Source organism: Agrobacterium sp. LY4 (genome assembly GCF_001526585.1).
GTDB classification, from domain to species: domain Bacteria; phylum Pseudomonadota; class Alphaproteobacteria; order Rhizobiales; family Rhizobiaceae; genus Agrobacterium; species Agrobacterium leguminum.
This window is the reverse complement of sequence record NZ_ASYA01000016.1, coordinates 50,560-74,244: the sequence shown is the minus strand read 5'-3', so window position 1 is coordinate 74,244 and position 23,685 is coordinate 50,560. Positions and strand designations below refer to the sequence as shown.

General features: G+C 59.8%; 21 protein-coding genes and 1 pseudogene. 13 read left to right on the top strand and 9 right to left on the bottom strand.

The genetic code is table 11. From position 1 onward, the window contains the following. Positions 1 to 134 precede the first annotated feature (134 nt). Together pdxY and L904_RS15720 are read left to right on the top strand one after the other, a co-directional pair. Positions 135 to 1,010 (top strand): pyridoxal kinase PdxY, encoded by an 876-nt coding sequence (gene pdxY, locus L904_RS15725; RefSeq protein ID WP_031233580.1) that lies wholly within the window; start codon positions 135 to 137, stop codon positions 1,008 to 1,010. Between the two features lie 175 nt (positions 1,011 to 1,185). Further along, positions 1,186 to 1,827 (top strand): carbonic anhydrase, encoded by a 642-nt coding sequence (locus L904_RS15720; protein WP_006312112.1) that lies wholly within the window; start codon positions 1,186 to 1,188, stop codon positions 1,825 to 1,827. A gap of 173 nt (positions 1,828 to 2,000) precedes the next feature. Here L904_RS15720 and L904_RS15715 read toward each other — a convergent pair whose 3' ends face one another. Together L904_RS15715 and L904_RS15710 are read right to left on the bottom strand one after the other, a co-directional pair. Continuing rightward, on the bottom strand, positions 2,001 to 2,816 hold the full coding sequence (locus L904_RS15715; RefSeq protein WP_003522625.1) for a lytic transglycosylase domain-containing protein: 816 nt from the start codon (positions 2,814 to 2,816) through the stop codon (positions 2,001 to 2,003). Between the two features lie 223 nt (positions 2,817 to 3,039). Beyond that, positions 3,040 to 4,074, bottom strand: a complete 1,035-nt coding sequence (locus tag L904_RS15710) for an aspartate-semialdehyde dehydrogenase (RefSeq protein ID WP_003522626.1) — start codon at positions 4,072 to 4,074, stop codon at positions 3,040 to 3,042. A 508-nt stretch (positions 4,075 to 4,582) separates the two neighbouring features. Between L904_RS15710 and L904_RS15705 the strand changes: the two genes are divergently transcribed. From L904_RS15705 to L904_RS15695, 3 genes and pseudogenes are all read left to right on the top strand, one after another. Next, positions 4,583 to 6,466: an MFS transporter gene (locus L904_RS15705; protein ID WP_020809333.1), complete on the top strand. Its 1,884-nt coding sequence runs from the start codon at positions 4,583 to 4,585 to the stop codon at positions 6,464 to 6,466. Positions 6,467 to 6,664: 198 nt separating this feature from the next. Continuing rightward, on the top strand, positions 6,665 to 8,239 hold the full coding sequence (locus L904_RS15700; RefSeq protein ID WP_035263686.1) for a Re/Si-specific NAD(P)(+) transhydrogenase subunit alpha: 1,575 nt from the start codon (positions 6,665 to 6,667) through the stop codon (positions 8,237 to 8,239). Between the two features lie 19 nt (positions 8,240 to 8,258). Further along, positions 8,259 to 9,703 (top strand): annotated as a pseudogene (locus tag L904_RS15695) (NAD(P)(+) transhydrogenase (Re/Si-specific) subunit beta). A gap of 272 nt (positions 9,704 to 9,975) precedes the next feature. Here the strand turns inward: L904_RS15695 and rutF are convergent. The 7 genes from rutF to L904_RS15660 all read right to left on the bottom strand — a co-directional run bounded on the left by rutF (position 9,976) and on the right by L904_RS15660 (position 15,253). Continuing rightward, on the bottom strand, positions 9,976 to 10,500 hold the full coding sequence (gene rutF / locus L904_RS15690) for an NADH-dependent FMN reductase RutF (protein ID WP_020810328.1): 525 nt from the start codon (positions 10,498 to 10,500) through the stop codon (positions 9,976 to 9,978). A gap of 26 nt (positions 10,501 to 10,526) precedes the next feature. Beyond that, positions 10,527 to 11,117 carry a malonic semialdehyde reductase gene (locus tag L904_RS15685; RefSeq protein WP_020810327.1) on the bottom strand — a complete coding sequence of 197 codons (591 nt, stop codon included), beginning with the start codon at positions 11,115 to 11,117 and terminating at the stop codon, positions 10,527 to 10,529. Positions 11,118 to 11,133: 16 nt separating this feature from the next. After that, a complete protein-coding gene (gene rutD, locus L904_RS15680) occupies positions 11,134 to 11,925 on the bottom strand; it encodes a pyrimidine utilization protein D (protein ID WP_020810326.1) in 792 nt (263 codons plus the stop codon). Between the two features lie 13 nt (positions 11,926 to 11,938). Next, positions 11,939 to 12,325 carry a pyrimidine utilization protein C gene (gene rutC, locus L904_RS15675; protein WP_020810325.1) on the bottom strand — a complete coding sequence of 129 codons (387 nt, stop codon included), beginning with the start codon at positions 12,323 to 12,325 and terminating at the stop codon, positions 11,939 to 11,941. Positions 12,326 to 12,350: 25 nt separating this feature from the next. Further along, the gene (rutB, locus tag L904_RS15670) at positions 12,351 to 13,091 is read right to left on the bottom strand and encodes a pyrimidine utilization protein B (RefSeq protein ID WP_003492071.1); all 741 of its coding nucleotides are present in this window, start codon (positions 13,089 to 13,091) and stop codon (positions 12,351 to 12,353) included. After that, a complete protein-coding gene (gene rutA / locus L904_RS15665; protein WP_003492073.1) occupies positions 13,088 to 14,179 on the bottom strand; it encodes a pyrimidine utilization protein A in 1,092 nt (363 codons plus the stop codon). Before rutA ends, rutB begins: the two co-directional genes overlap by 4 nt. Before the next feature lie 462 nt (positions 14,180 to 14,641). Then, positions 14,642 to 15,253 (bottom strand): biliverdin-producing heme oxygenase, encoded by a 612-nt coding sequence (locus tag L904_RS15660; RefSeq protein WP_020810167.1) that lies wholly within the window; start codon positions 15,251 to 15,253, stop codon positions 14,642 to 14,644. Between the two features lie 306 nt (positions 15,254 to 15,559). Here L904_RS15660 and L904_RS15655 point away from each other — a divergent pair, with 306 nt between their 5' ends. The 8 genes from L904_RS15655 (at position 15,560) to L904_RS15620 (ending at position 23,676) form a co-directional block, all read left to right on the top strand. Beyond that, complete coding sequence (locus L904_RS15655; RefSeq protein ID WP_020810166.1) at positions 15,560 to 16,444, top strand: dihydrodipicolinate synthase family protein; 885 nt, start codon at positions 15,560 to 15,562, stop codon at positions 16,442 to 16,444. 21 nt (positions 16,445 to 16,465) lie between these two features. Next, the gene (locus tag L904_RS15650; RefSeq protein WP_020810165.1) at positions 16,466 to 17,122 is read left to right on the top strand and encodes a GntR family transcriptional regulator; all 657 of its coding nucleotides are present in this window, start codon (positions 16,466 to 16,468) and stop codon (positions 17,120 to 17,122) included. 105 nt (positions 17,123 to 17,227) lie between these two features. After that, positions 17,228 to 18,559: a sugar ABC transporter substrate-binding protein gene (locus L904_RS15645; protein WP_020810164.1), complete on the top strand. Its 1,332-nt coding sequence runs from the start codon at positions 17,228 to 17,230 to the stop codon at positions 18,557 to 18,559. Beyond that, entirely contained in the window at positions 18,559 to 19,497 is a 939-nt protein-coding gene (locus L904_RS15640) for a carbohydrate ABC transporter permease (RefSeq protein ID WP_020810163.1), read from the top strand. Before L904_RS15645 ends, L904_RS15640 begins: the two co-directional genes overlap by 1 nt. A 14-nt stretch (positions 19,498 to 19,511) precedes the next feature. After that, on the top strand, positions 19,512 to 20,333 hold the full coding sequence (locus tag L904_RS15635) for a carbohydrate ABC transporter permease (RefSeq protein WP_031233854.1): 822 nt from the start codon (positions 19,512 to 19,514) through the stop codon (positions 20,331 to 20,333). Positions 20,334 to 20,435: 102 nt separating this feature from the next. Next, entirely contained in the window at positions 20,436 to 21,494 is a 1,059-nt protein-coding gene (locus L904_RS15630; RefSeq protein WP_020810161.1) for an ABC transporter ATP-binding protein, read from the top strand. A gap of 21 nt (positions 21,495 to 21,515) precedes the next feature. Next, positions 21,516 to 22,475: a sugar kinase gene (locus L904_RS15625; RefSeq protein ID WP_020810160.1), complete on the top strand. Its 960-nt coding sequence runs from the start codon at positions 21,516 to 21,518 to the stop codon at positions 22,473 to 22,475. A gap of 142 nt (positions 22,476 to 22,617) precedes the next feature. Further along, entirely contained in the window at positions 22,618 to 23,676 is a 1,059-nt protein-coding gene (locus L904_RS15620; RefSeq protein WP_020810159.1) for a P1 family peptidase, read from the top strand. The last annotated feature ends 9 nt before the right edge of the window (positions 23,677 to 23,685 follow it).

The following is a 23,685-nucleotide window of genomic DNA, read 5'->3' as shown; positions in this document are numbered from 1 at the left end:
GACAGACCCTTGCGGGATTAACGGTGGAAACCGGCCTTGCGATATGTCATGAGAGCGCATCTTGATCTTTGGGCAGTGGCAAGGCGGGGTGCACTTGCGGGCTTTCTGCCTCGTTTGAAAGCAAGAAGGCCGTGATGCAGGAAAATACACAGGGCGCCGTCATCGTCATTTCCAGCCATGTCATGCGTGGTTCCGTCGGCAATCGCGCCGCTGTCTTTGCGCTGGAGACACTCGGTTATCCCGTCTGGGCGGTTCCCACCATCGTCATGCCCTGGCATCCCGGCCACGGCCCTTCCACCCGCATGCGCTTTCAGGACGACGATTTCGACAAGGCCATGACCGACCTCGAAAACGCCAAATGGATCGGCGAGGTCAAGGCTGTTCTGACCGGTTATTTCGGCAGTGCCGCACAGGTGCGCTCCGTCGCAAGGCTGATCCGCAATCTGAAGGAAAAGAACCCGTCGCTGATTTACGCCTGCGACCCGGTCATGGGCGATCTGGGCGGGCTTTACATTCCGCTCGAGACCGCAGAAGCCATCCGCGATCACCTCATTCCGCTTGCCACCGTCGCCACGCCGAACCGTTATGAACTCGCATGGATGAGCGGCGCGGAGCTCGAGACCAACAATGCCATCATGGATGCCGCGCTCGCCCTCGGCCCGCCGAAAATGCTGGTCACCTCAGCCGTGCCGATGATGACGGGCGGCACCGGCAATCTTTATCTCAGCGGCCGCCACGCGCTGCTTGCCGAACACCGCGCCATTGAGAATGCGCCGAACGGCCTCGGCGACCTGATGTCGGCGCTGTTCCTCGCCCGCCTGCTGGAAGGCATGGATGACGAAAAGGCGCTGCAGCTCGCAACCGCCAGCGTGTTCGAAATTCTGGCCCGCACCAAAAAACGCGACATGAACGAACTGACGCTGGAGACGGACTCTTCAAGTCTCTCCACACCCATGGCCATGGTGCAGATGCGCCATCTCTTGCATCCTTCGCGCAGCAAGCGCAAATAGCGGCTAGAGCATTTCCAGGAAAAGTGGCCCTCGGTTTTCCGTCCGGAAATGCGACAAAAAAGGAGTTGGAGCGGTTTCGCGGTTCGAAGAAAAGCGAAAATGCTCCAAAGGATTGGTCTTCAACGCACCGAGTTCTTCTCTTGATCTCGGTCCAACCACAACGGTACTGCGATAGATGAAAGATTTTCCGGAAACCCTTCTCAACGGCTACAAGAACTTCATGAGCGGCCGCTATGTCGACGAGCGCGAAAGATACCGCGTTCTGGCCGACACCGGACAGAAACCGCAGACCCTGTTCATTGCCTGTTGTGACTCCCGCTCCGCGCCGGAAACCATTTTCGACTGCGGACCGGGAGAGCTTTTCGTTGTCCGCAACGTCGCCAACATGGTGCCGCCCTTCGAGCCGGACGGGCAGTACCACGCCACCTCGGCGGCCATCGAATACGCCGTTCAGGTTCTGAAGGTGAAGGATATCGTCGTCATGGGCCACGGCCGCTGCGGCGGCATTCAGGCAGCGCTCGATCCCAATCTCGAACCGCTGTCGCCGGGCGACTTCATCGGCAAATGGATGAACATGGTCAAGTCCGCGGCCGAGCAGATCCAGAGCAACGATGTCATGACCGCTTCCGAGCGCCAGACCGCGCTGGAACGGGTTTCCATCCGCAACTCCATCGCCAATCTGCGCGGCTTCCCCTTCGTCAAGGCGCAGGAAACCGCCGGCAAGGTGAAGCTGCACGGCGCATGGTTCGATATTTCGACCGGCGAATTGTGGGTGATGGACAGCAAAACGGGCGATTTTCGTCGCCCGGATCTGTGATTTTCAAAGCCTCGTCACCCCGGACTTGATCCGGGGTCCAGCGCGATCAAGCCCTTGATCGGGCAAGACTTGTCCACGGCACAGACGCGCCGTGGCTGGATGCCGGATCATCCTCGGGCTTGTTCCGGGGACCGGCATGACGGAAGTGAAATTTCAGTCCGTGGAAAGCGGCCTTATTGGCCGTCAATCGCCTTGCCGATGAAGGCGATGGCCTGCTGGTAGACGCTTGCGGCGTTCCAGCCCTGGATGGCGGCGTAGTTCGCCTGTCCCTGCTGATAACCGGCGCCACGCTGCCAGCCATGGCCGACAAGGAAGTTCGCGGTGGAGGCCAGTGCATCGGCGCGCGAGCCGACGAGATCGATACGGCCGTCGCGGTCGAAATCAACGCCGTAACGCACGACGTTCAGCGGCAGGAACTGCGTCTGGCCGATTTCACCATGGGCCGCACCCTTGGCATTGACGTTCAGCGAACCGCTGCCGACGAGCTTGAGGGCCGCATAAAGCTGCTCGGTGAAATAATCCGAACGACGGCAATCGAAGGAGAGCGTCGCCACGGCGGAAAGCGTGTGCTGGTTGCCCATGAAGCCGCCAAAGCCGGTTTCCATGCCCCAGATGGCGAGCAGCGGACCGGCCGGCACGCCATAGGCGCGCTCGATGGAAGCAAAGAGAGAAGCGTTGTTCTTCTTCATGGTCTTGCCGCGCGAAATGATCGTCTGACCGCCACGCTTCTGCATGAACTGTTCGAAGGAGAGTTTGAAGCTGTGCTGGCCGCGGTCTGCGCGGATCGTCGCCTGGTTGTAGGAGACGCCGGAGAAAGCACGGTCGAGCACCGAGGCGCTGACGCCGCGGCCCGCCGCTTCCTGCTTGAAGGCGCCGACCCAGGCATCGAAGCCCGCCGAAGTGTTGCCGCATTGCGCAGCCATAACCGGCGTCGCTGCCAGAACCGAAACCATGGCCACACCAGCCAGAATTACCTTCATTGCCCGCATCAAAATCTGCCTTCGATATCCTTTGGGGGAATTTTTCCCGAGAACCAAACCGTCAATACTGTATGATTCAGGTGCCAAAACTGTCTTTTGGCGGCCTAAATTGCCTTTCGGCAGCAAGGCCTGCAAATAAACTGGCCGTGATCGTCGCCAATTATGAAACCCGCCTGCCCCACACAGAACAGACGGGTTATACTTAACGAACCTTAAAAAATCGTATCGTGGATCAGGCTGCCGCCTTGCGGGGCTTGATGAAACCACGATTGATCAACAGTTCGGCGATCTGGACGGCGTTGAGAGCCGCACCCTTGCGCAGATTGTCGGAAACAACCCACAGGTTGAGGCCGTTTTCGACCGTCGCATCTTCGCGGATGCGCGAGATATAGGTCGCGTCCTCACCGGCGGATTCAACCGGGGTGATGTAGCCGCCGTTTTCGCGCTTGTCGATGACGAGGCAACCCGGCGCTTCGCGCAGGATGTCACGCGCCTGATCGGCGGTGATCTCGTTTTCGAACTCGATATTGACCGATTCCGAATGGCCGATGAAGACCGGAACGCGCACGGCCGTGCAGGTTACCTTGATCTTCGGATCGAGCATCTTCTTGGTTTCGGCCAGAACCTTCCACTCTTCCTTGGTGTAGCCGTCTTCCATGAAGACATCGATATGCGGAATGACGTTGAAGGCGATGCGCTTGGTGAACTTCTTGGCTTCCACCGGATCGGCCACGAAGACGGCGCGAGTCTGCTGGAACAGCTCGTCCATGCCTTCCTTGCCGGCGCCGGAAACCGACTGGTAGGTGGAGACGACGACGCGCTTGATCTTGGCGAAGTCATGCAGCGGCTTCAGCGCGACGACGAGCTGTGCCGTGGAGCAATTGGGGTTGGCGATGATGTTCTTCTTGGTGAAGCCCGCAACTGCATCGGCATTCACTTCCGGAACGATCAGCGGAACGTCCTGATCGTAGCGCCATGCGGAAGAGTTGTCGATGACAACGCAGCCCTGCTGGCCGATCTTCGGCGACCACTTCTTGGAAACATCGCCGCCGGCCGACATCAGGCAAATATCCGTGTCGGAAAAATCGTAGTTCTCGAGGTTCGAGACCTTCAGCGTGCGGTCGCCATAGGAGACTTCCGTGCCCTGCGAGCGGGCGGAAGCGAGCGGCACGACTTCATCGGCGGGGAAACCGCGTTCGGCCAGGATATTGAGCATTTCGCGACCGACGTTGCCGGTGGCGCCTGCAATTGCAACTTTGAAACCCATGATCAAGCTCTCTTTCTGTCTCTCCTCTTTTTGGTGAGGTGGGAACCCGCATCAGATCGCGGCTTCCTCGATCCCCAGCCAAACCGGGGAGAGAGCGGTGGCCAGAGACGTTAGACGGTTTTAATCGTCGTTTTGGCCGTAATTCGGGTAGAATGAGAAAGGCGCGGATCATCGCCGGCGGATTGTGCCGGTCCTTCCATGACGAACATGTCTGCAACATGCATACGCAAGGTGATGCTCCTTCTTCGCGAGAAGCTATTAGAAGGTTTCTTGTTTGTGTCAAGAAAAAAGGCGCGTTTGGAGACGCCTTGCGCAAGACGTCAAATCGGCTTCGCGACATTTTCGGGACGCCTTGCATTAGACTAAAGTCATAATCCGAAAGCATCGCTCTTATTGCAGTTAATTTTCTGTCACTCTGACACTCCGCGCATTGCACCCTTATGGGGAGTCCGGAGGAGAGAGATGGGCTCCGCAATGCGCCAATTGGGACATCTGTGGAGGACAGACAATGGCAGATATTGCAGCCGTGAGCGGCGCCGCCCGTCCAATGACGGGTGAAGAGAAGAAGGTGATTTTCGCCTCTTCTCTCGGAACAGTCTTCGAATGGTACGATTTTTATCTGTACGGCTCGCTCGCGATCTATATCGGCGCGAACTTCTTCAGCCAATATCCGGAAACGACACGCAACATCTTTGCGCTGCTGGCCTTCGCCGCCGGCTTCCTCGTGCGCCCCTTCGGCGCGCTGGTATTCGGCCGTCTGGGCGACATTGTCGGCCGCAAATATACCTTCCTCATCACCATCCTCATCATGGGCGTTTCGACCTTCCTCGTCGGCGTCCTGCCCGGCGCGTCGCAGATCGGCATTGCCGCTCCGATCATCCTGATCGTTCTGCGCATGCTGCAGGGCCTGGCGCTCGGCGGTGAATATGGCGGTGCGGCAACTTACGTCGCCGAACACGCGCCGAACGGCCGCAGGGGCTATTACACTTCATGGATCCAGACGACGGCGACGCTCGGCCTGTTCCTGTCGCTGGTGGTCATTCTCGGCGTGCAGTTCGCACTCGGCAAGGAAGCCTTCGCCGCCTGGGGCTGGCGCATTCCCTTCCTCGTCTCCGTTCTGCTGCTCGGCGTATCGGTCTGGATTCGTCTGAAAATGAACGAATCTCCCGCCTTCAAGAAGATGAAGGAAGAAGGCAAGACATCCAAGGCGCCGCTCAGCGAAGCCTTCGGCCAGTGGAAAAACGCCAAGATCGCGCTCATCGCGCTTGTCGGCGCCGTCATCGGCCAGGCCGTTGTCTGGTATACGGGCCAGTTCTACGCGCTGTTCTTCCTGCAGAGCATTCTGAAGGTCGACGGCCAGTCCGCCAACATCATGGTAGCGGCGGCCCTCATCCTCGGCACCAGCTTCTTCGTCATCTTCGGCTGGCTTTCCGACAAGATCGGCCGCAAGCCGATCATCATGGCCGGTCTCATCCTTGCCATGCTGACCTACTTCCCGCTGTTCAAGGCACTGACATGGGCCGGCAACCCGGCGCTTGCACAAGCCCAGTCCACCGTTCGCGCCACCGTGACCGCAGCCCCTGGCGACTGCAAGTTCCAATTCAACCCGACCGGCACGGCGAAGTTCACCACATCCTGCGATATCGCCACCTCGTTCCTGACGCGCAACTCCGTTCCCTATGACGTGGTTGCAGGAGCAGCCGGCCAGCCGGCCAGCATCAAGATCGGCGATGCGACCATCGCCAGCTACGACGCGGCCGCCGCCGGCGCGGATGCGGCAGCCAAGGACAAGGCCTTCCAGAAGCAGGTCAACATGGCGCTTCACGATGGCGGCTACCCGCTGGTGCGCGGCGCGGCGCAGGTGCCGGACGCGAAACTGGATGCCTTCATTGCCGCAAACCCGGAGCTTAACCTCAATGCCGAGGCCGTTCGCGCTGCCGACAAGAAGATGGTCGCGACCGACAAGCTGGTGGCGGACAAGCTGCTGACACCGGCAGAAGCCGCAGGTGCCGCGGAAATGGCCGTCTACACCGTAGCCGGCGGCGGCACCTTCTCCATGGTGGCCGATCCGGCCGCCGTGAACTGGGTCGTCATCATCGCAGTCCTGACCGTCCTCGTCATCTACGTGACGATGGTCTACGGCCCGATCGCGGCCCTGCTGGTCGAACTGTTCCCGACCCGCATCCGCTACTCCGGCATGTCGCTGCCATACCACATCGGTAACGGCTGGTTCGGCGGTCTTCTGCCCGCCACCGCCTTTGCGATGAGCGCGGCGAAGGGCGACATCTATTACGGCCTCTGGTACCCGATCATCTTCGCGGGCATCACGCTGGTCGTTGGCCTGCTGTTCCTGCCGGAAACCAAGGATCGCGATATCCACGCCATGGATTGAGCCATACCCCTGTTTGACATTTTCGGAACCCGGCGCTTCAGCGCCGGGTTCTTTTATTGCGCGGTACGTCCGCATAGCGAACAAGACTGTCGCAGCGGGCTGTCATTCCGTCGCAGGCAAGACAAAATCAATATGGAGACAAAGCCCCCCTGAATAGGTTATGACCCCCCTATATTATCAGGCAGAGGGAGAGCCATTTTGAGAATCGGGACACCTAAGGAATTATATGAGGGCGAGGCGCGCGTCGGCATGACGCCCGACAGCGCCCAGGCATTGCAGAAACTCGGATATGATTGCATTCTTGAAACCGGTGCAGGCAAGGCGGCGGGTTTTTCCGACGACGCCTATCGCGCAGCCGGTGTGACCATCGTCGACAGCGCCGATGCGCTTTACGCCGGTTCCGACATCATCGCCAAGGTTCGTCCGCCGGAAACGTCGGAGATTGATCGCCTGTCTTCGGACAAGACGCTGATCTCGTTCTTCTATCCCGCCCAGAACAAGGACCTTCTGGAGCAGGCGAAGGAAAAGGGCGCAAATGTCATCGCCATGGACATGGTGCCGCGCATTTCCCGCGCCCAGAAAATGGACGCCCTGTCCTCCATGGCCAATATCGCCGGTTATCGCGCGGTCATCGAGGCCGGCAATAATTTCGGCCGCTTCTTCACCGGCCAGGTTACCGCCGCCGGCAAGGTGCCGCCCGCCAAAGTTCTGGTCATCGGCGCAGGCGTTGCCGGTCTTGCCGCCATCGGCACGGCCACATCGCTCGGCGCCATCACTTATGCCTTCGACGTTCGCCCGGAAGTGGCCGAACAGATCGAATCCATGGGCGCGGAATTCGTCTATCTCGATTTCGCCGATCAGCAGCAGGACGGCGCCGCCACCGGCGGTTATGCCGCCCCCTCCTCGCCGGAATTCCGCGAGAAGCAACTCGAAAAATTCCGCGAGCTTGCACCGCAGATCGATATCGTCATCACCACGGCGCTGATCCCGGGCCGTGACGCCCCGAAACTGTGGCTCGCCGACATGGTGGCGATGATGAAGCCGGGTTCGGTCATCATCGACCTCGCCGCCGAGCGCGGCGGCAATTGCGATCTCACGGTTCCCGACCAGCGTGTCGTTTCCGACAATGGCGTCATCGTCATCGGCTACACGGATTTCCCGAGCCGCATGGCCACGCAGGCCTCGACGCTCTATTCCACCAACATCCGTCACATGATGACCGATCTGACGCCCGCCAAGGACGGCAAGCCGGTTCACAACATGGAAGACGATGTCATCCGCGGTGCGACGGTCACCTATCAGGGTGAAATTACCTTCCCGCCGCCGCCGCCGAAAATTCAGGCGATTGCCGCGCAGAAGCCGAAGGAAAGAGCAAAAGAACTTACGCCTGAGGAAAAGCACGCCAAGGAACATGCGGACTTCAAGGCGCAGACGAAAAGCCAGGTCGGCCTGCTCGCCATCGGCACGGCGATCCTGCTTCTGGTGGGCGCTTTCGCGCCGGCAAGCTTCATGAGCCATTTCATCGTTTTCGTTCTGGCCTGCTTCGTCGGTTTCCAGGTCATCTGGAATGTCAGCCACTCGCTGCACACGCCGCTGATGGCCGTGACGAACGCGATTTCCGGCATCGTCATCATCGGCGCATTGCTGCAGATCGGTTCCGGCAACTGGCTGGTGGTGATCCTCGCCTCGCTTTCCGTCCTGATCGCCACGATCAACATCGTCGGCGGTTTCCTCGTGACACGGCGCATGCTCGCCATGTTCCAGAAGTCCTGAGCCGTGTAGGGGACATTCAATGACCATTGGTATCGTTTCCGCGGCCTATGTTGCCGCAGCCGTTCTTTTCATCCTTTCTCTTGGCGGCCTTTCCGGACAGGAAAGCGCAAAACGCGCCGTCTGGTACGGCATTGTCGGCATGGGTCTCGCCATCGTCGCCACCGTCTTCGGCCCTGAGATCAGCAAGGGCGTCGGGCAGTGGCTCGTGGTGCTGCTGATGCTGGCGGGCGGCTCCGTTCTCGGCTATTTCGTCGCAAGCCGCGTGCAGATGACCGAAATGCCGCAGCTTGTTGCAGCCCTTCACTCCTTCGTCGGCCTTGCCGCCGTCTTCATCGGCTTCAACGCCCATATCGAGGAAGCGCATGTCGCCTCGCTCGATGAGACAGCGCGTTCGCTGTTGACGGGCTTTTCCGCCATTCTCGCCCACAAGACGCCGGTTGAACTGGCGATCATGAAGGTCGAGGTCTTCCTTGGCGTCTTCATCGGTCGGTCACCTTCACCGGCTCCGTCGTCGCCTTCGGCAAGCTTGCCGGCAAGGTGGACGGCAAGGCGAAGAAACTGCCGGGCGGGCATCTGCTCAATGCCGGCGCTGCGATCCTGTCGCTCGTGCTGCTCATCATGTATTGCAACGGCGCCGGCGCTTGGACGCTGGTGCTGATGACGCTGGCCGCCTTCTTCATCGGTTATCATCTGATCATGGGCATCGGCGGCGCCGACATGCCTGTCGTCGTTTCGATGCTGAACAGCTATTCCGGCTGGGCGGCCGCCGCCATCGGCTTCACGCTCGGCAACGATCTGCTGATCGTCACCGGTGCGCTGGTCGGCTCCTCGGGTGCGATCCTCTCCTACATCATGTGCAAGGCGATGAACCGCTCCTTCATCTCGGTCATCCTCGGCGGCTTCGGCGGTACGACGGGTCCGGCGATGGAAATCGAGGGCGAGCAGGTGGCGATCGACGCCGAAGGCGTGGCCGCAGCGCTGAATGACGCCGACAGCGTCATCATCGTTCCCGGCTACGGCATGGCGGTGGCGCAGGCGCAGGCGGCGGTCTCCGAACTGACCCGCAAGCTGCGCGCTGACGGCAAGACCGTGCGCTTCGCCATCCACCCGGTCGCAGGCCGTCTTCCCGGCCACATGAACGTGCTGCTGGCCGAGGCCAAGGTGCCTTACGACATCGTGCTGGAAATGGACGAGATCAACGACGACTTCCCCAATACCGACGTCGTCATCGTCATCGGCTCCAACGACATCGTCAATCCGGCCGCCCAGGACGATCCGAACTCGCCGATTGCCGGCATGCCGGTTCTGGAAGTGTGGAAGTCCAAACTGGTCATCGTCTCCAAGCGCGGCCAGGGCACGGGTTACTCCGGTATCGAGAACCCGCTGTTCTACAAGGACAATACCCGCATGTTCTACGGCGACGCCAAGAAGTCGATCAACGATCTTCTGCCGCTGATCAAGTAAATGAAAAGGGCGTTTCCGGGAGGCCGGAAACGCCTTCGAATTTCTGAGAAACGACGATACGTTTTGTCCGTCATGCCGGACTTGATCCGGCATCCAGCCACGGCGCGTCTGCGCCGTGAAAAGAGTCTTACGCGATCAAGGACTTGATCGCGTAAGACCCCTGATCAAGTCCGGGGTGACGGTGTGCGGATGCTACGGCCGCGCCAAACGGAACCGTTTCGCGGGACTTTGTCGATAGACTGCCGCCACTTCCAACTTTCAAAAGACCGCGCTCAAAGCACCCGGTAACGCCGGTTGAAATACATCAGCGCCTCATCGCCCGCATTGATCTTCATATCGACGACATCGCAGATCAGAATATCATGCGTGCCGCCGTCATGCGCCTCGCGGATGCGGCAGTCGAAAGAGACAAGCGCGTCCTCCAGAACCGGCGCGCCGGTTTCGAGCACACCCCAGCTCCCGGCGGCGAAACGCTCTTCCGCCGGCGTCTTGCCGCCGAAAAGCGTGCTCAGCACCTCGTGATGGGCGGCGAGCGTGTTGACGCAGACGACGCCATTGGCCTTCACCACCCTGTAAGCGGAAGAATTGCGGTTGAGGCAGATAAGAAGCGTGGGCGGGTTGTCGGAAACGCTGCAAACCGCTGTCGCTGCAAAGCCTGCACGGCCTGCCGCCCCGTCCGTGGTGACGATATTGACCGCCGCACCGAGCCGCGCCATGGCGTTTCTATAATCGAGGCTGCGCTGCTGTGCAGTCTTCGTCTCCATATCCGCTTCCTTTTCAAGAGACATCATCTGCATCTAACCCATCCTTCCTTAACAGGCCATCAAGCCAGCACACAGGCGTCTTCGAAGCCAAGGCGGGGCAACCGTCCGAAAAGCTTCGACGGATCGCCATAGCCGAGATTGATCAGGAAATTGGACTTCCACGTCGTGCCTGCGAAAAACGCCGTATCCACCTTGCCTTTGTCGAAACCGGACATCGCTCCGGTATCCAGGCCCAACGAGCGGGCTGCAAGGATGAGATAACCCGCCTGCAGCGTGGCATTGCGGAAAGCCGTTTCCTCGGCCACAGCCGGGCTGGAGGTGAACCACGAACGGGCATCGGCATGCGGAAACAGCATCGGCAGTTTCTCGTAAAATTCGCGGTCGATGGCGGCGATCACGGTGACGGGTGCTGCCATGGTCTTTTCAAGATTGCCCGACGAAAGCGCCGGCCGCAGTTTTTCTTTCGCTTCCTGGCTGCGCACGAACACGAAACGCCCCGGCGAGCAATTGGCCGAGGTCGGACCCATCTTCGTCAGATCGTAAAGCTCTCTCAGCGTCTCGTCGCCGACCGGCTTGTCAGCCCAGCCATTATGGGTGCGCGCCGCGGTGAAAAGTGCTGCAAGTGCCTTGTCGTCGAGTGCTGTGGTCATTGTCTTAAAAATCCCGTCAGAATGTTCGTGTTGCCGGTAGCAGAAACTGCAAAAGCCGAGCGTTGAAAAGGTCAGCTTCGGTAATATTGACCGCATGCGCCCCGAAATCGAGAAGGCAGAGTTCGCCCTGCGGCAAACCCTCAGCGAGACGCAGGGAGCGGGTGTAGGGCACCAGCAGATCGTCTTTCGTGCCCACCACCAGAACCGGATTGCCGATCTCACCGAGGCGGGTATCCACATCGAAGGCCCTCAGCGCCGCGATGCGTCGAAGCACATTCGCCCTGCCCTGAAAATGCGCGACGCCATGGGCATCGTCCCGCGCCAGCCGCTCCTGATGGTCCGACATCCACGCGGCCGGATAGAGAAACAGCGGCTGGGCTTTGACGAAAGCCTCGACGCCGGATTTCTCCAGAAGCTCGATCCGCACATCGAAGCAGCGCCCGGAATGCGGATCGGCCTTGCTCCAGGCATTGATAAGAACGAGCCTGTCGATGAGACCGGGTTGGCGCAGCGCGATATCGAGTCCGATCAGACCGCCAAGCGCATGACCCATGAAGTGGAATTTCTCGAGGTTCAGCGCCGAGACGATTTCCAGCACATCATCCGCCATCGCCGATATGCCGCCCTCCAGCGGCATCTCGCCGCCGGTCCTGCCGGTTCCGCGATGGTCGTAGGTGACGATCCGGAAATGATCGGAAAGGGCTTCGATTTGCGGCGTCCAATAGGCGCCCGATCCGCCCAGTCCCGATGACAGCAGGATTGTGGGCGCCTCAGGATCAGTCCGGCCATGAACCTCGAAATGCATCATCTGCCGTTTCGCCTTATTTGCCGATATGGGCGACGGTAGCGATTTCCACCAGCGCGTCGGGCTTCACGAGGCCGCACTGGATGCAATAACGCGCCGGCTTGTCGCCGGGGAAATATTCGGCATAGACCGTGTTGACGGCCTGGTAATTCGCCCAGTCGGTGATGAAGATGTGGTTCATCGTGACATCCTCCATCGTGCCGCCGGCGGTCTCGATGACGGACTTGATGGTCTCCAGAACATGGCGGGTCTGCGCGCTGGCGTCGCCCACATGCACGACATTATTGTCCTTGTCGAAAGGCAGCGTACCGGAAACGTAAACCACGCCATCGGCAAGGGTTCCCGGCGAAAAGGGAGCGATGGGTCTGCTGGTGCCGGCGGGCACGACGATCTTCTTCGGCATTTCGTTCTCCTCTTGTGGTTGGATATCAAGCGCTGACGGGTGCGGCCTGCGAAATGACGCCGCAGAAATCATTGACGGTGGCGACCCAGCCGAAAAATTTCTCGACATTGTAGACCGTCGCCTGCTGGATATAGTCCGGCCCGAGATGATGTGTGGCATCCTCCAGCATCACCCCGAAATATTCGAGATGGAAGGCGTCGCGCAGCGAGCTTTCCACGCAGACATTGGTGGCGATGCCGACGAAGACCAGATTGCGGATGCCGCGGGCGCGCAGAACACTGTCCATATTGGTGTTGAAGAAACCGCTGTAACGCGTCTTCGGCACCAGAATATCGCCGGGCTGCGGCTGCAGCTCGTCGACGATGGCATAGTCCCACGTGCCCTTGGCCAGCAGCTGGCCCTGCAGCTCCGGCCTCTTGCGCATCGTCTTCAGCGCATTGGACTTGTGCCAGTTGGGCGAACCCGGGCCGCCCGCCTCGACATAATCCTTGTCCCAGCCATTCTGGAAATAAATGACCTGAACGCCCGCCGCGCGCGCGGCATCCAGAGTCTTTTTGATGTTGGCAATAGTGCCCTTGGCCCCGGAAATATCGAAACCGGCCAGATCGACATAACCGCCCTCGGTCGAATAGGCGTTCTGCATGTCGACCACGACAACGGCGGTCTCGCTGGGCTTCAAGGTGATCGGCTCCGGCCTTGCGGGAAGCGTCACGCTTTCCGAACGGCTTTCCGGCCCCTTGTAACCCGCCACAACGGCTTCACTCATTCCGCAGCCTCCAGTGCAGCCTGAACATGCGCGCGGCTCTTCATCAGCGGCTGCACATATTTGCCGAATTTCTCGACGCCTTCGAGGAAGTCGTCGAAGGTCAGCATCACGCCGCCCGTTCCCGGCACTTCGCTCATCTCGTCCAGCATCGCCGCCACTTCCTCATAGGAGCCGATCAGCGTTCCCATGTTGATGTTGACCGCCGAGACGGGATTGGACATGTGGCGGACATTGGTGTCGGAGCCGGATTTGGTATCGACAGCGCTTTGCAGGCCGAGCCACTTGATCGCATCCTCATCCGCACCTGCCTTATAATGCTCCCATTTCGCCCAGGCATCCTCGGATTTTTCCTCGGCGAGCACCATCGTCAGCACGACGGATTTAACCTCGCGGCCGGTCTTTTCCGTTGCCGCCAGCAGCCGCTCATTGGTGGGCGCGAAGGCCTTCGGCGTATTGACGCCAACGCCGAAGCAGAAGCTGTAATCGGCGAACTTGGCCGAAAACGCCATGCCGGAGTTGGAGGAACCGGCGCAGATGAGTTTGACGTCGCCCTGCGGCACCGGCTTCATGCGGCAATCGTCCATCTGGAAGAACTTGCCCTTGTAGTCCGACTGGCCCTCCGTCAGCAGCTCTTTCAAGATGGAGGTATATTCGCCGAGATATTCGTAGCGGTCGCCGAAATAATCGTCGCCCGGCCAAAGGCCCATCTGGCTATATTCCGGACGCTGCCAGCCGGTAATAAGATTGATGCCGAAACGGCCGCCGGAAATGGAATCGATGGTCGTCGCCATGCGAGCAACGATGGCCGGCGGCATGACCAGCGTAGCGGCCGTGCCGAACAGCTTGATCTTGGAGGTGACGGCGGCAAGGCCCGCCATCAGCGTGAAGGATTCCAGATTATAGTCCCAGAATTCGGTCTTGCCGCCAAAGCCGCGCAGCTTGATCATCGAAAGAGCGAAGTCGAAACCATATTGCTCCGCCTTCAATGTGATGGCCTTGTTCAGGTCGAAGCTCGGTTTGTATTGCGGCGCGTTTTCTGACAGCAGCCAACCATTGTTCCCGATCGGGATAAAAACACCAACTTCCATCTTGCTGTTCCCTTTTTTGCATCAGGTGTCTCCTGACTTGGCAAAAGAGTAGCAGGTTCTGTGCCAGACCAAATAAAATAATTTTATCAAATGGATAAAATTTTGGAGGCGAATTATTTTTACCAAAAGATAAAAATTTTATCATTCGATAAAATTATTTGCCTGTTTATTCGGCAAATATCGAACGCAATCTGCGGGGAATGGGTGGCTCTTACATCGGTCGCGGAGCGTCGTACAAAATCCGGAAGCTCTTCTCCGTCATGCCGGACTAGATCCGGCATCCAGCCACGGCGCGTCTGCGCCGTGAGGAATGAGTCTTTTGCGATCAAGGACTTGATCGCGCTGGACCCCGGATCAAGTCCGGGGTGACGCCGTGAGGGTGCCAAAACCCGGCCAAACATCCATGCACACGCAGCATTCCAAGCACTCTCAGATGAGCTGCCGCAAAGCTATGCCGAAATCTCACACGAGGCGCTGCTGCGCATAAGCATGCACAGCCCGGAAAGCGGCTTCCGCACCGGCGATGACCCGCTCTTCCTCTTCGACCGTCAGCGAAATTTCATCGAGCGCAGCGGTGAAAGTGCGCCAGTGCAGGCCGCGTCCTTCCGGAGCACCGGCCAGATGGCGTGCCCCGAAGTCTTCATTCAGACCAAGCTTGGCCGCATCTTTCAGCAGGAAAGCAGCGCCCAGATTGGAGCCTTCGACCACATAAAGCCAACCCATGGCCTCCGGCAGATCGAACGGCGTTTCACCGGTGAAGCGCGGCTCCGCCGTTTCGGGAATGGAAAGGCCGAGATCGGCAAGGTCCTGCTCGATCATGGAGAGACGGCGGCGGCCCTTGAGATCGGGAAGCAGGCCATCGAGCGTCGCATTTGAAAAGAAGACATCGAGGTCACGATGGAAAAGATATTGCGTTTCCACGAATTTACCGAAGTTCTCCCGGCTCTCGAACGGCTTCGATGCCATGATGAAAGCATCGAGATCGCCATGCGCGCCGCGCGTCGCAGCTTTCAGGCGCTTGACGCGGCTCTGCTCAATGTCTGCTACAGGCGCTGACGGCTCCGCAATGGTCATGATGATGGTCCCTTTATCCCTAATATTCAGATTGCTGATAAAAATCTTTACTCCAACAGTCAAATTTTATTTTCGCATTTATCCGCTCGCCCTGCAAAGAGCATAAGCCCGCTGTCGCCACGGTAAAGCAGCCCCCCTGCCCATGTACAACCCTTCCATCCCAACGCCTCGCAGCATTGCCGCTCAACGCACGACGAAGCGAATTCCTCGATTCCCATCTTCCGAACAATCAAACTGCAATTACCTCTTTACAACTAACATGTCAGTGCGTTATCAATGCGCAATCACCTTCGAGGAGCATCTTACTTGACCCAGAAATTCGGCCTTTCGGCAGCCCTGACCACCCCTTTCAAAAAGGACGGAACGGTCGATATCGACGCCATGATCGCCCATGCCCGACGCTGCCTCGCAAATGGCTGCGACAGCGTGACACTCTTCGGCACCACGGGCGAAGGATGCTCCGTCGGCAGCCGTGAACGGCAGGTCATTCTTTCCCGCTTCATCGAGGCGGGCGTTGCGCCTTCCCGTCTGGTCACCGGCGTTCTGGTGGATTCCATCGAGGATGCGGCCGACCAGTCGGCCGAGGCCCTGAAGGCAGGCGCCCGCAATATTCTTCTTGCTCCACCCTCCTATTTCAAGAATGTCGGCGATGACGGCCTGTTTGCCTGGTTCTCGGCGGTTTTCGAGAAGATCGGCAAGGGCGCTCGCGACATTCTCGTCTACAACATCCCTTCCGTGACCATGGTGACATTGTCGGTCGAGCTGGTTGGACGGCTGAAAAAGGCATTCCCCGGCATCGTCACCGGCGTCAAGGATTCCTCCGGCAACTGGAGCCATACCGAGCGCCTGCTGAAAGAACATGGCGATCTCGCCATCCTGATCGGCGATGAGCGCGATCTGGCGAAGGGTGTTCGCCTCGGCGGCCAGGGCGCGATCTCCGGCGTCGCCAATTTCCTGACACAGGAAGTCCGCGCCATGGCTGTTGACGGCAAGGACGACAAGCGCGTCGAAGATCTTGTTGTGGAACTTCTGAAATTCCCGGTTACGCCAGCGGTCAAGGTGCTGGTATCACACACGACAGGAGAAAATATCTGGGCGGATGTACGCGCGCCGCTCGTCGCCATTTCGGCTGAAGACCGGCGGCGGATCGAAGGCGCATTCGACGCGCTGTTTCGCAAACAGGCCGCCTAAACGGACCTTGAAAGGTTGAGCATGGAAGATACCGGCGAACAGACATTGCGGGAACGGGCGTATGAAAGCTTTACGCATCACCTTCTCTCGCGCGACGTTCGCCCGGGGCAGTTCATCTCGCAACGCCGCCTCGTGGAATTGACGGGTCTGCCGCTGGGGGCGATTCGGGAGGCTATTCCACGGCTGGAGGCGGAAGGTCTCATCAAGACCGTGCCGCAGCGGGGGTTGCAGGTCGCCCATATCGATCTCAACCTCATCCGCGAGGCGTTCCAGTTCCGCATCTTTCTCGAAAAGGAGGCCGTGGCGCTCTTTACCCGCTCGGCCTCCGACGAGGCCATCGCAAAGCTTTTAAAACAGCATCGCGATATTGCCGAAGCGGCTGAAAATGGCGGGGAATCGCCGGAACTGGACGAGCATGCGCAGCAGGTGGACTGGGGCATGCACGATGCCTTCATCGATGCGCTCGGCAATTCGATCATCTCGAACGCCTACCGGGTCAATTCCATCAAGATGCGCCTCATCAATCAGGAGCGCTTCCGCATTGCCGGCCATGTGAAGTCGGTGATGAAGGAACATCTCGCCATTCTCGAGGCCATCGAGAGGCGATCCGTCGAAGACGCCGTGGAGCGGCTGACCGCCCATATCCGCAACGCAAGGGACAGGGCGCTGGCGGTTTAGGGCAATTCCGGCAGGGACTGAAGAGGGTCCTGCGCCGGGATTGCAGGAAAATAAGCAACAAGCCGGGGTGAGGAGAATTTCCGGCTAATCTGGAGGAGAACTGACATGACGCATTCATTGCTCAACCCCACGCGTCGCGCCTTTCTGGCAGGCACGGCGGCGCTTGGTGGCGGCGCGATGCTCGGCATTCGCCCGGCATCGGCAGCGGTGAACTGGAAAAAACACGCCGGCACCACGCTTGAAGTCAACCTCGTCAAAAGCCCGCGCAGCGAAACGCTGATCAAATATCTCGGCGAATTCGAAGAACTGACCGGCATCAAGGTCAATGCCGAGGCAACCCCGGAACAGCAGCAGCGCCAGAAAGTCGTCATCGAGCTTTCCTCCGGCAAGCCGAGCTTCGACGTCGTGCATCTGAGCTATCACGTCCAGAAGCGTCAGTTCGAAAAGGGCAAATGGCTGGCCGATATCAGCGGCTTCCTGAAGGACCCGTCGCTGACCGATCCGTCGCTCGTCGAAAAGGATTTCGCCGAAGCCGGCATGCTGTTCGCCAAGGATAGCGACGGCGTGCTGCGCTCGCTGCCCTTCTCCGTGGATTACTGGATCGTCTACTGGAACAAGGAACTCTTCGAGGCCAAGGGCCTGAAATACCCCGAGACCTTCGAGGAACTGGTGACGGCAGCAGAAAAGATCACCGATCCCGCAACCAACACCTATGGTTTCGTGGCGCGTGGGCTGAAGAACGCCAATACCCCGGTCTGGACCTCGCTGATGCTGGGTTACGGCGCAAAGCCCATCGGCGCGGACGGCAAACTCGTTACCGAATCCAAGGAAGCGGTGGAAGCCGCCAAGCTTTATCAGCGCCTGATGACCAAAGCCGCCCCTCCCGGCGTCTCCGGCTTCAACTGGGCCGAAGCGCAGTCTGCCTTCCTGCAGGGCAAGATCGGCATGTGGTTCGATGGCGTCGGTTTTGCTCCGCCGATCGAGAACCCGGAAAAATCCCGCGTGGTCGGCAAGGTCGGTTACGGCGTCATGCCGAAGGGCCCGGCAGCGCAGGCAGCCGGCACCTTCGGAGATGGCCTCGGTGTCGTCGAGGCCAGCAGCAAGAAGGAAGCCGCTTACCTCTTCTGCCAATGGGCGATTTCGCATGAAATGGGTGCGCGTCTCCTGCAGGCCGGCGCCGGCGTTCCCTTCCGCCAGTCCATCCTCGAAGACCAGAAGGTGCGCGAAGGCGTGAAGATGCCGGCTGCCTGGCTGGATGCGGTCGTCGGTTCCGGCAAGGTCTCGCAGCTTGCGCTGCCCGTCATCATTCCGGTGACGGAATTCCGCGACATCTACGGCGTCGGCCTCACCAATATGATCGGCGGCGCAGACCCGGCAGCCGAACTCAAGAAGGCGACGGAACAGTTCGCACCCGTTCTGGCGCGTAGCGAGGGATAATGGCCTCCGTGAGCATCGAAAACACCAAAACAGGCGCGAGCCGGAGAGAAGGGAGCAGGCCGGCAAGGCTTGCTCCCAACTACTGGCCCTTCGTTATACCGGCACTTGTCGTCATATCAGCCGTGATCGTTTTTCCATGGGTCTTTACCCTCTGGATGAGCGCACATCGCTGGACGCTCGGACAGGAGCAGAGCTTTATCGGTTTCGAGAACTATATAAGGCTCGCCAGCGACGCCCGGTTCTGGGAATCGCTCTGGCACACGCTCATCTATACCGTGCTGTCGGTCGTCGCCCCACTATTCCTCGGAACATTGGCGGCGCTGGTTTTCGATGCGCAATTTCCGCTGCGCGGTTTTCTGCGCGGCGTCTTCGTGATGCCGATGATGGCGACCCCGGTCGCCATCGCGCTCGTCTGGACCATGATGTTCCACCCACAGCTCGGCGTCCTGAACTATCTGCTCTCCTTCATTGGCATCGGGCCGCTGGAATGGATTTACAACCAGTCCACCGTCATCCCCTCGCTGGTGCTGGTGGAGACCTGGCAATGGACGCCGCTTGTCATGCTGATCGTGCTTGGTGGTCTCGCTGCCGTGCCGCGCGAGCCCTATGAGAGCGCCGAAATCGACGGCGCCAATGCCTGGCAGAAATTTCGTTATCTCACCATGCCGATGATCGCCCCGTTCCTGATGATCGCCGTCATCATCCGCTCCATCGATGCCGTCAAAAGCTTCGACATCATCTATGCGATGACGCAAGGCGGACCCGGCACGGCCTCGGAAACCATCAACATCTATCTCTACAACACGGCATTCGCCTATTACGACATCGGTTACGGCTCGGCCATGGCCGTCGTCTTCTTCATCATCATCGTGGCGCTCTCCTTCGTGCTTTTGATGGTGCGCCAGCGCTCGCAATGGAACGAGATGGAGGATCGCTGATGAGCCGCCAGATTCTGAAACGCAAGACGCTCGATCGCATCGGCCTGTTCTTCGTGGCGCTGGTGATGATCTCGCCGGTCATCCTGTTCTTCATCTGGATGATCTCGCTATCGCTGAAATATGAAATCGACAACGGCGCCTATCCGCCGATCCTCATTCCCGAACGTTTCGCCTGGTCGAACTACGTAAAGGTGTTCGAGGAGAATAATTTCTTCCTCTATTTCTGGAATTCGGTCCTCGTCACCGGTGCCGCCACCATTCTGGCACTGGTGATCGGCGTACCCGCCGGTTACGGCATCGCCCGGCTGAAGGCGGAAAAATCCGCCGTCGTCATCATGATCGCCCGCATGACGCCCGGCCTCTCCTTCCTCATTCCGCTGTTCCTGCTGTTCCAATGGCTGAACCTCTTGGGCACGCTCTGGCCACAGATCATCATCCATCTTGTGGTGACGGTACCTATCGTCGTCTGGATCATGATCGGTTATTTCGAGACCACACCGAAGGAGCTGGAAGAAGCGGCAAGCATCGACGGCGCGTCCTCCTGGCAGGTGTTCCGGCTGGTGGCGCTGCCGATTGCCAAGCCCGGCATCGTCGTCTCCTTCATCCTCGCGGTCATCTTCTCGTGGAACAACTTCGTCTTCGGCATCGTGCTGGCCAGCCGTGAAACACGCACCCTGCCGGTCGCGGTCTACAACATGCTGTCCTTCGAACAGGTGAGCTGGGGTCCGCTTGCCGCCGCAGCGCTGATCGTGACGCTGCCGGTGCTGCTGCTGACCATGTTCGCACAGAAACAGATCGTGGCGGGTCTCACCGCCGGCGCCGTCAAGGGCGGCTGAACCTAACGAAGGGCATTCCATGCCCTTACTCTTTTAACGCAATTCCGGACGCAAAACCGCGACGCACTTTTACTGGAATTGCTCGTAACGGGAACCAAAAACATGGCACCGGTCAATATCCTGAACGTCCAGAAGCGCTTCGGCGCGGTCAACATCATCCACGGCATCGATATCGATATCAAGGATGGCGAATTCGTCGTGCTCGTCGGCCCTTCTGGCTGCGGCAAATCCACCCTGCTGCGCATGATCGCCGGGTTGGAAGAGCTGAGCGACGGCGAAATCCACATCGGCGCGCGCGAGGTGAGCCACCTGCCCGCCCGTGACCGCGATATCGCCATGGTCTTCCAGAACTACGCGCTTTATCCGCACATGACGGTGAAGGATAATATGGGCTTCGCGCTGAAGCTGAAGAAGGTGAGCGCCGAGGAAACCAGGGCCAAGGTCGACAGGGCCGCCGCCATTCTGGGGCTGGAAAAGCTGCTGGACCGTTATCCGCGCCAGCTTTCCGGCGGCCAGCGCCAGCGTGTCGCCATGGGCCGCGCGTTGGTGCGCGATCCGCAGGTCTTCCTGTTCGATGAGCCGCTCTCCAACCTCGATGCCAAGCTGCGCGTGCAGATGCGCGGCGAGATCAAGGCCATGCACCAGCGCATCGGCACCACCACCATTTATGTTACCCACGATCAGGTGGAAGCCATGACCATGGCCGACAAGATCGTGGTGCTGCATGATGGCGTCATCGAGCAGATCGGCGCGCCGCTGGAGCTTTACGACAATCCCGCCAATCTCTTCGTCGCCGGTTTCATCGGTTCGCCCGCCATGAATTTCATTCGCGGCCGGGTGGAGGAAGGTGTGTTCCGCACCGCCAAGGGCCTCAGCCTGCCGCTACCTGCCAATGCCGATATCGGCACACTCGGCGGCCGCGATCTCGTCTACGGCGTACGGCCGGAACATATCCGCGCCGCTGAGACCGGCATCGAAGGCCGGGTCGAACTGGTCGAAGGCACCGGCTCGGAAATCTACGCCAAGCTGAACTGCAAGGGCGACGAGATCGCCTGCCTGTTCCGCGAGCGCCTCAATGTCCGATTCGGCGATACGATCCACATTGCCATCGATCCTGCAACCGTGCATCTGTTCGACAAGGACAGCGGCAAGCGTATCTGAGGCGCAGCGGGAGCGAAGAGAATGACGAAGGAACAGGGCGGCAAACATGTGCTGTGCGTCGGAGCCGCCGTGCTTGACACCCTTTTTCGCGTGCATGAGATGCCGAAGGGCGAAGGCAAGGTTCTGCCCTACGAAATGTTGCAGATCGCCGAAGGCATGGCGTCGAGCGCCGCCTATGCCGTGCATCGCATGGGCGGCCGCGCCAGCCTGTGGGGTGCGGTGGGCGATGACGAAACCGGTACCCGCATCCTGCGCGATCTCGCCGAAAGCGGCATCGATGTTGCCGGCATGACCATCGCTCCCAGTGCGCGCTCGGCACTCTCGACGATCATCATCGATGACCGCGGCGAGCGGCTGATCGTGCCTTTTTACGATCATCGCCTGCATGAGAAAAAACGCTCCTGCACACCGGAAGATATTGCCCCGTTCGATGCCGTTCTGGTGGATGTGCGCTGGCCGGAACTGGCGCTTGATGTGCTCACCGTGGCGCGCGCGCTTGGCAAACCGGCCATTCTGGATGGCGATGTGGCGCCGGTGGAAACGCTGGAGAAGCTTGCTCCCGCCGCAACCCATATCGTCTTTTCCGAACCCGCCGCCGCCCGGCTCACCGGACTTGAAACGGTGAAGGAAATGCTGCCGGTTCTGCATTCGCGCTATCCGCAGATCTTCATCGCCGTCACCGCCGGTCCGCAAGGCTGCTGGTGGACGGAGGCCGGCGATCCGACCGTGCATTTCCAGACGACGATGCAGGTTAAGGCAGTGGATACGCTGGCGGCGGGCGACATCTTCCACGGCACCTTTGCGCTTGTGATGGCTGAGGGTATGGAAAGCCGTGCGGCCATCCGGCTCTCCTCCGTTGCCGCCGCGCTGAAATGCACGATCTTTGGCGGCCGCATCGGCGCACCCACGCGCGATGAGACCGAGGAAGCCATGCGGCAATGGCTGGAGCGTGAAGGCGAACCCACGCTGCGCGCCTCCTGAGCGCATCCATTGCCCGCATAAAACTATTCCATTTTTGCGATGCCGTTTCGCGGAGAACTAGGCTAACGTTCGGACAGGCAAAGCTTTTCGCAAGCCGCGCCCGCTCCAATTTCAGCCTGCATTCCGCAAAAGTGATCGCCCGATGCATCAGACGACCCGCCCGAGACTGCGCGATATCGGTTTCCGGCCCGGCCATTTCGAGACCGGCCCGCTCAACGCCATCACCGATGTCGAAGGCGTGACCATCGGCCATTCGACCGTCATCGAAGGCGACACGATCCGCACCGGCGCAACCGCGATCCTGCCGCATGGCGGCAATCTGTTTCAGGACAAGGTGCCCGCCGCCTTCGCCGTCTATAACGGCTTCGGCAAATTTGCCGGCTCGACCCAGATCGAGGAACTCGGCGAACTCGAAACACCCATCATCCTCACCAACACGCTGGCGACAGGCCGGGCCATCGAGGCGCTCAACCGCCATACGCTGGCGCAGCCGGGCAATGAGAAAGTCGTCTCGATCAATGCTGTCGTCGGAGAGACCAATGATTCCCGCCTGAACGACATCCGCGCTGGGCGCCCGACCGTCGAGGAAATCTCAACCGCGCTGCAAAACGCTGCCACAGGCCCGGTGGCCGAAGGCGGCATTGGAGCCGGAACCGGCACGGTGGCCTTCGGCATGAAGGGCGGCATCGGCACCGCATCCCGCATCGTCACCATCGCCGGGGAGACCTATACGCTCGGCGTGCTGGTGCAATCCAATTATGGCGGCCATCTGCTGGTCTGCGGCAAGCCCTATGTCAGCCCGGAGCATAAGGACAAGGACGGCTCCATCGTCATCATTGTCGCAACCGACGCGCCACTCTCCTCCCGCAACCTGAAGCGTCTGGCGGCCAGAAGCTTCGGCGGGCTGGCGCGCACGGGCGCAGCACTCAGCAATGGCTCCGGCGATTACGCGCTGGCATTTTCCACCGATGAGCGCCTTCGCCGCACGCCTGCGCGCCGTAAGGCCGTCGCAGACTATCCAGAACTTTCCAACGATGCGATTTCGCCGCTCTTCGAAGCAGCGATAGAGGCGACGGAGGAAGCGATCCTCAATTCGCTCTGCGCAGCAACCACGACCACGGGCTTTAATGCCGGCACCGGCAAGGTGTCCACGGTCGAGGCCATTTCCATCGACGCCCTTAAAACCCTTCTTTCAGCCTGACTTTTCCAG

Bases quoted from the DNA above. Each gene is read 5' to 3' on its own strand.
- L904_RS15640 (WP_020810163.1), top strand. From the start codon at position 18,559: ATGGCCTCCGTGAGCATCGAAAACACCAAAACAGGCGCGAGCCGGAGA.
- pdxY (WP_031233580.1), top strand. From the start codon at position 135: ATGCAGGAAAATACACAGGGCGCCGTCATCGTCATTTCCAGCCATGTC.
- rutD (WP_020810326.1), bottom strand. From the start codon at position 11,925: ATGATGCATTTCGAGGTTCATGGCCGGACTGATCCTGAGGCGCCCACA.
- L904_RS15630 (WP_020810161.1), top strand. From the start codon at position 20,436: ATGGCACCGGTCAATATCCTGAACGTCCAGAAGCGCTTCGGCGCGGTC.
- L904_RS15645 (WP_020810164.1), top strand. From the start codon at position 17,228: ATGACGCATTCATTGCTCAACCCCACGCGTCGCGCCTTTCTGGCAGGC.
- rutC (WP_020810325.1), bottom strand. From the start codon at position 12,325: ATGCCGAAGAAGATCGTCGTGCCCGCCGGCACCAGCAGACCCATCGCT.
- L904_RS15625 (WP_020810160.1), top strand. From the start codon at position 21,516: ATGACGAAGGAACAGGGCGGCAAACATGTGCTGTGCGTCGGAGCCGCC.
- L904_RS15715 (WP_003522625.1), bottom strand. From the start codon at position 2,816: ATGCGGGCAATGAAGGTAATTCTGGCTGGTGTGGCCATGGTTTCGGTT.
- L904_RS15650 (WP_020810165.1), top strand. From the start codon at position 16,466: ATGGAAGATACCGGCGAACAGACATTGCGGGAACGGGCGTATGAAAGC.
- L904_RS15660 (WP_020810167.1), bottom strand. From the start codon at position 15,253: ATGACCATTGCGGAGCCGTCAGCGCCTGTAGCAGACATTGAGCAGAGC.
- L904_RS15685 (WP_020810327.1), bottom strand. From the start codon at position 11,117: ATGACCACAGCACTCGACGACAAGGCACTTGCAGCACTTTTCACCGCG.
- L904_RS15620 (WP_020810159.1), top strand. From the start codon at position 22,618: ATGCATCAGACGACCCGCCCGAGACTGCGCGATATCGGTTTCCGGCCC.
- rutA (WP_003492073.1), bottom strand. From the start codon at position 14,179: ATGGAAGTTGGTGTTTTTATCCCGATCGGGAACAATGGTTGGCTGCTG.
- L904_RS15705 (WP_020809333.1), top strand. From the start codon at position 4,583: ATGGCAGATATTGCAGCCGTGAGCGGCGCCGCCCGTCCAATGACGGGT.
- L904_RS15710 (WP_003522626.1), bottom strand. From the start codon at position 4,074: ATGGGTTTCAAAGTTGCAATTGCAGGCGCCACCGGCAACGTCGGTCGC.
- rutF (WP_020810328.1), bottom strand. From the start codon at position 10,500: ATGCAGATGATGTCTCTTGAAAAGGAAGCGGATATGGAGACGAAGACT.
- L904_RS15720 (WP_006312112.1), top strand. From the start codon at position 1,186: ATGAAAGATTTTCCGGAAACCCTTCTCAACGGCTACAAGAACTTCATG.
- rutB (WP_003492071.1), bottom strand. From the start codon at position 13,091: ATGAGTGAAGCCGTTGTGGCGGGTTACAAGGGGCCGGAAAGCCGTTCG.